Source organism: Micrococcus sp. HG099 (genome assembly GCF_024723355.1).
Classification (GTDB): domain Bacteria; phylum Actinomycetota; class Actinomycetes; order Actinomycetales; family Micrococcaceae; genus Micrococcus; species Micrococcus endophyticus.
Window position 1 is genome coordinate 1 of record NZ_JANQCJ010000142.1, and the last position, 5,290, is coordinate 5,290.

Annotated in this window: 5 protein-coding genes; 4 read left to right on the forward strand and 1 reads right to left on the reverse strand. The window is 73.0% G+C overall.

What is annotated here, in order from left to right; genetic code table 11:
- The first annotated feature begins 163 nt into the window (after positions 1-163).
- From fdxA to NWP10_RS10380, 3 genes are all read left to right on the forward strand, one after another.
- Positions 164-490: a ferredoxin gene (gene fdxA / locus NWP10_RS10370; protein WP_141843306.1), complete on the forward strand. Its 327-nt coding sequence runs from the start codon at positions 164-166 to the stop codon at positions 488-490.
- A gap of 5 nt (positions 491-495) precedes the next feature.
- Positions 496-1,647, forward strand: a complete 1,152-nt coding sequence (gene dapC / locus NWP10_RS10375; RefSeq protein ID WP_258300848.1) for a succinyldiaminopimelate transaminase — start codon at positions 496-498, stop codon at positions 1,645-1,647.
- Between the two features lie 182 nt (positions 1,648-1,829).
- Positions 1,830-3,116, forward strand: coding sequence for a citrate synthase (locus NWP10_RS10380; protein ID WP_258300849.1), 1,287 nt, complete (start codon positions 1,830-1,832; stop codon positions 3,114-3,116).
- A 118-nt stretch (positions 3,117-3,234) separates the two neighbouring features.
- Here NWP10_RS10380 and dapD read toward each other — a convergent pair whose 3' ends face one another.
- A complete protein-coding gene (gene dapD / locus NWP10_RS10385) occupies positions 3,235-4,200 on the reverse strand; it encodes a 2,3,4,5-tetrahydropyridine-2,6-dicarboxylate N-succinyltransferase (protein ID WP_258300850.1) in 966 nt (321 codons plus the stop codon).
- Positions 4,201-4,269: 69 nt separating this feature from the next.
- Here dapD and dapE point away from each other — a divergent pair.
- The coding region (dapE, locus tag NWP10_RS10390; protein ID WP_258300851.1) for a succinyl-diaminopimelate desuccinylase at positions 4,270-5,290 on the forward strand (1,021 nt) is incomplete at its 3' end.

A 5,290-nucleotide genomic window follows, 5' to 3' on the forward strand; every position in this document is an offset into this window, starting at 1 on the left:
GGCTCGGCCGGCCCGCCGCCCGGACTCGCCTACGCCGCGTCGACGGCGGCGCCCCGCGTCACGCGGCCGCGCCGCGCCCCGTCCCCGAGACGGCGCGGGGCGAACGAGTACCCTGGGGAGAAGCCCCACAACCCCGTGCCCAGAGAGAGGTGGACGGTCAGCCATGACCTACGTGATCGCGTTGCCGTGTGTGGACGTCAAGGACAAGGCGTGCATCGACGAGTGCCCCGTGGACTGCATCTACGAGGGGGAGCGCTCCCTGTACATCCACCCGGACGAGTGCGTGGACTGCGGCGCCTGCGAGCCCGTCTGCCCCGTGGAGGCCATCTACTACGAGGACGACACCCCGGAGGAGTGGGCCGACTACTACAAGGCCAACGTCGAGTTCTTCGACGACCTGGGCTCCCCGGGCGGCGCCGCCAAGCTGGGCATGATCGCGAAGGACCACCCGATCATCGCCGCCCTGCCCCCGCAGAACGCCGACGCCTGATCCGCATGCTGACGCTGCCGGACTACCCGTGGGACACGCTCACCCCCTACCGTGAGCGCGCCGCCGCCCACCCGGACGGCGTGGCGGACCTGTCCATCGGCACGCCCGTGGACCCGACGCCGGAGCTGATCCGCCGGGCCCTCACCGAGGCCGCCGACGCGCACGGCTACCCGACGACGCACGGCACCGCCGACCTGCGCCGCGCGGTCGTGGACTGGTACGCCCGCCGCCGCGGCGTGGCCGGGCTGGACCCGGAGGCCGTGGTGCCCACGGTGGGCTCCAAGGAGTTCATCGCGTGGCTGCCCACGCTCATGGGCCTGGGCGCCGGGGACGTCGTCGTGCACCCCGAGGCCGCCTACCCCACCTACGCGATGGGCGCGCTGATCGCCGGCGCCGAGGCCGTGGCCGCGGACGACCTCGCCTCGCTGGCCCCCGAGGTGCGCGAGCGGGTGCGCCTGGTGTGGACCAACTCCCCGGCGAACCCCACGGGCGCCGTGCTGGACGCCGCCGCGCTCAAGCGCGTCGTGGACGACGCCCGCGCCCTCGGAGCCGTGGTCTGCGGCGACGAGTGCTACGCCGAGCTCGGCTGGGACGAGTGGGACGGCGAGATCGTCCCCTGCATCCTGTCCGAGGAGGTCTCCGGCGGGGACCTGACGGGCCTGCTCAGCGTCTACTCGCTGTCCAAGCAGTCCAACCTCGCCGGGTACCGCGCCGCCTTCGCCGCGGGCGACCCGCGGCTGGTGGCCACCCTGGTGAACACGCGCAAGCACGCCGGCATGATCGTGCCTGCCCCCGTGCAGCACGCCATGGCCGTGGCGCTGGCGGACGAGGAGCACGTGGCGCGCCAGAAGGACCGCTACCGCCGCCGCCGCGACGCCCTGCGCGCCGCCCTCCAGGCCTCCGGCCACACGGTGGACCACTCCGAGGCGGGGCTGTACCTGTGGATCAGGCGGGCGGACCTGGACCCGGCCGACGCCACGGCGCAGGACTCGTGGGACCTGCTGGGCGAACTGGCGGACCTGGGCATCATCGCCGGGCCCGGCGTGTTCTACGGTGCCGGCGGCGACGGCTACGTCCGCGTCGCGATCACCGCCACGGACGAGGCCGTGGAGCAGGCCGCCCGCCGGCTCGCCGCGCGGGGTCCGCTGCGCCGCTGAGCGCGGCCGGCACACCGCTCCCACACGCCCGCGGCCGCCGCGGTCACGCGGCGACGTCGGAGCGGACGGGCGGGGCGATCGGACCCGGTCCTTGGTAGTTTGGAGCAGAGTCGTCCCCGTGGGCGCGTGCCTGACCGGCGCGCGGGCCCGGACCATCCAGTAGAGAACGAGGGAGCACACCCGTGACCCAGAACGAGTCCGTCCGGCTGACCGTCGGCGAGCAGAGCCTGGACCTCGGCGTCGAGCGCGCCACCGAAGGCAACAACGGCATCAACATCGCCCCGCTCCTGAAGGAGACCGGCGACGTCACCTACGACCCGGGCTTCATGAACACGGCGAACGCCAAGTCGGCCGTCACGTTCATCGACGGCGACGAGGGCATCCTGCGCTACCGCGGCTACGCCATCGAGGACCTCGCCGCGAACTCCTCGTTCATGGAGGTCGCCTACCTCCTGATCTACGGCGAGCTGCCCGAGTCCAAGGAGACCCTGGAGGCCTGGGAGACCAACATCCTGCGCCACAACATGGTGCACGAGGACCTCAAGCTGTTCTTCAACGGCTTCCCGCGGGACGCGCACCCCATGCCGGTGCTGTCCTCCTCCGTGTCCGGGCTGTCCACGTTCTACCCGGACTCCCTGGACCCGCACGACCCGGAGCAGGTCCACATCTCCACCGTGCGCCTGCTGGGCAAGCTGCCGGTGCTGGCCTCCTACGCGTTCAAGAAGTCCCTGGGCCAGCCGTTCATGTACCCGCACAACTCGCTGAACTACGTGGAGAACTTCCTCCGCCTGTGCTTCGGCGTGCCCGCGGAGGAGTACGAGATCGACCCGGACGTGGTCAAGGCCCTCGACCTGCTGCTGATGCTGCACGCGGACCACGAGCAGAACGCCTCCACCTCCACCGTGCGCCTCGTGGGCTCCACCCAGGCCAACCTGTTCGCCTCGGTCTCCGCCGGCATCAACGCCCTCTACGGCCCCCTCCACGGCGGCGCCAACGAGGCCGTGCTGAACATGCTCCGCAAGATCCAGTCCGACGGCATCAAGCCCGAGGACTTCATGGAGAAGGTGAAGAACAAGGAGGACGGCGTCCGCCTGATGGGCTTCGGCCACCGCGTGTACAAGAACTACGACCCGCGGGCCAAGATCATCAAGAAGACCGCCGAGGACATCCTGTCCAAGATGGGCGGCAACGACGAGCTGCTGGAGATCGCCCAGCGCCTCGAGGAGAAGGCCCTCGCGGACGACTACTTCGTGGAGCGCAAGCTCTACCCGAACGTCGACTTCTACACCGGCGTGATCTACAAGGCCATGGGCTTCCCGGAGAAGATGTTCACCGTCCTCTTCGCCCTCGGCCGCCTGCCCGGCTGGATCGCCCAGTGGCGCGAGCTGATGGAGGACCCGGCCACCAAGATCGGCCGCCCCCGCCAGATCTACGTGGGCGAGCCCCTGCGCCAGTACCCGCAGCGCTGACCCGCGCGGCCCGGCTCCGGCCGGGCCCGGCACGACGACGGCCCGTCACCCCGCCCGTGAGGCGGAGGCGACGGGCCGTCGTCGTGCGGTGCGCGCTCGGTGTGCGCGCGGGGCGCGCTCAGTTGGCGTGCAGCGCGGCGTTGAGCTCCACGGTGCGGCCGGCGCGGGGGAGGACCTCCACGACGCCGGTGGCCGAGTTGCGGCGGAAGAGCAGGTTGGGCACGCCGGAGAGCTCCACGGCCTTGACGGTGCGGGACTCCTCGCCCGGGCGGACCACGGTGACGAGGGTGCCGGCGGTGACGTACAGGCCGGCCTCCACCACGCAGTCGTCCCCAATGGAGATGCCGACGCCGGAGTTGGCGCCGAGGAGCACGTGCTCGCCGATGACGACCTTCTGGGTGCCGCCGCCGGAGAGGGTGCCCATGATGGACACGCCGCCGCCGAGGTCGGAGCCGTCGCCCACCACGACGCCGGCCGAGATGCGGCCCTCCACCATGGAGTGGCCCAGGGTGCCGGCGTTGAAGTTCACGAAGCCCTCGTGCATCACGGTGGTGCCCTCGGCGAGATGGGCGCCGAGGCGGACGCGGTCGGCGTCGCCGATGCGCACGCCGGTCGGCACCACATAGTCGGTCATGCGCGGGAACTTGTCCACGCCGTAGACGTTCACGGCGCCGCGGGCGCGCAGGCGGGCGCGGGTCAGCTCGAAGCCCTCCACGGCGCACGGGCCGAAGTTCGTCCACACCACGTTGGCCAGCAGGCCGAACACACCGTCCAGGTTCAGCTCGTTGGGGCGCACGAGGCGGTGGGACAGGGCGTGCAGGCGCAGCCACGCGTCCTCGGCGGTCGCGGGGGCGGCGTCGAGGTCCGCCTCCAGCTCGACCACGGACTGGGTGGTGCCGCGGTCCGCGTCGTCCGCGGCGAGGGAGCGAAGGGTCTCGGCGAGGGCGGCGTCCGCGTCGGCGAGCGGGCCGGCCACGGGGGCCGGGAACCACACGTCCAGCACGGTGCCGTCGGCGGCCGTGGTGGCCAGGCCGTAGCCGGAGACGAGGCGGGCGGAGGGATGCTGGGCAGCGGTCTCGGTCATGCGTCCCAGGATAACGACGGGCCCGGACGCGGCCCGGGGAAAGACGGACCGCGTCCGTAGACTGGACGCATGACCGAGACCGCCGCCCCGGCCCTGCCCGACCTCGCCGCTCCCGGCCTCGACGTCGCGGAGCTCACCGCCGTCCTGCTGGACGTCCCGTCCGTCTCGGGGGACGAGGGTCCGCTCGCCGACGCGGTGGAGGCCGCGCTGCGCGCCCTGGGCGGGCTCGAGGTGCGGCGCTTCGGGGACGCCGTGGTGGCCCGCACCGACCTCGGCCGGGACACCCGCGTGATCCTCGCCGGCCACCTGGACACGGTGCCCCTGCCCACCGTGCCCGGCTCCCGCGGCACCGTGCCCTCGGCCTGGGAGGGGGACGTGCTCTACGGCCGCGGCGCCGTGGACATGAAGTCCGGGGTGGCCGTGCAGCTGGCCCTCGCCGGGCGCTATGGCCGCGCGGACGGGCCCGCCCCCGCGCACGACGTGACGTGGGTGTTCTACGACAACGAGGAGGTCGCCTCGGACCTCTCCGGCCTGGCCCGGGTGGCCCGGCGGGCCCCCGAGCTGCTCGAGGGCGACTTCGCGGTGCTGCTCGAGCCCACCGACGGCGTCGTGGAGGGCGGGTGCAACGGCACCTGCCGGTACCGCGTCTCCTTCTCCGGGGTGGCGGCGCACTCGGGCCGCGCCTGGCGCGGGGAGAACGCGATCCACAAGCTCGGTGCGGTCCTCACGGCCCTGGCCGCCCACGAGCCCGCCACGGTCACCGTGGAGGGCCTGGACTACCGCGAGGGCCTCAACGCGATCCGCGTGGCCGGGGGAGTGGCGGGGAACGTCATCCCGGACGCGGCCCACGTGGACGTGAACTACCGCTTCGCCCCGGACAAGACCCTCGAGCAGGCCCACGCCCGCGTCCGCGAGGTCCTGGAGGGCGCCGGCGTGGACTGGGACGCCCAGGTGCGCATCGACGACGCCTCGCCCGCCGCCCGGCCCGGCCTCGACCGGCCCGCTGCGGCTGCGTTCGTGGCCGCCGTCGGGGGAGAGCCCCAGCCCAAGTACGGCTGGACGGACGTGGCCCGGTTCTCCGAGCTCGGCG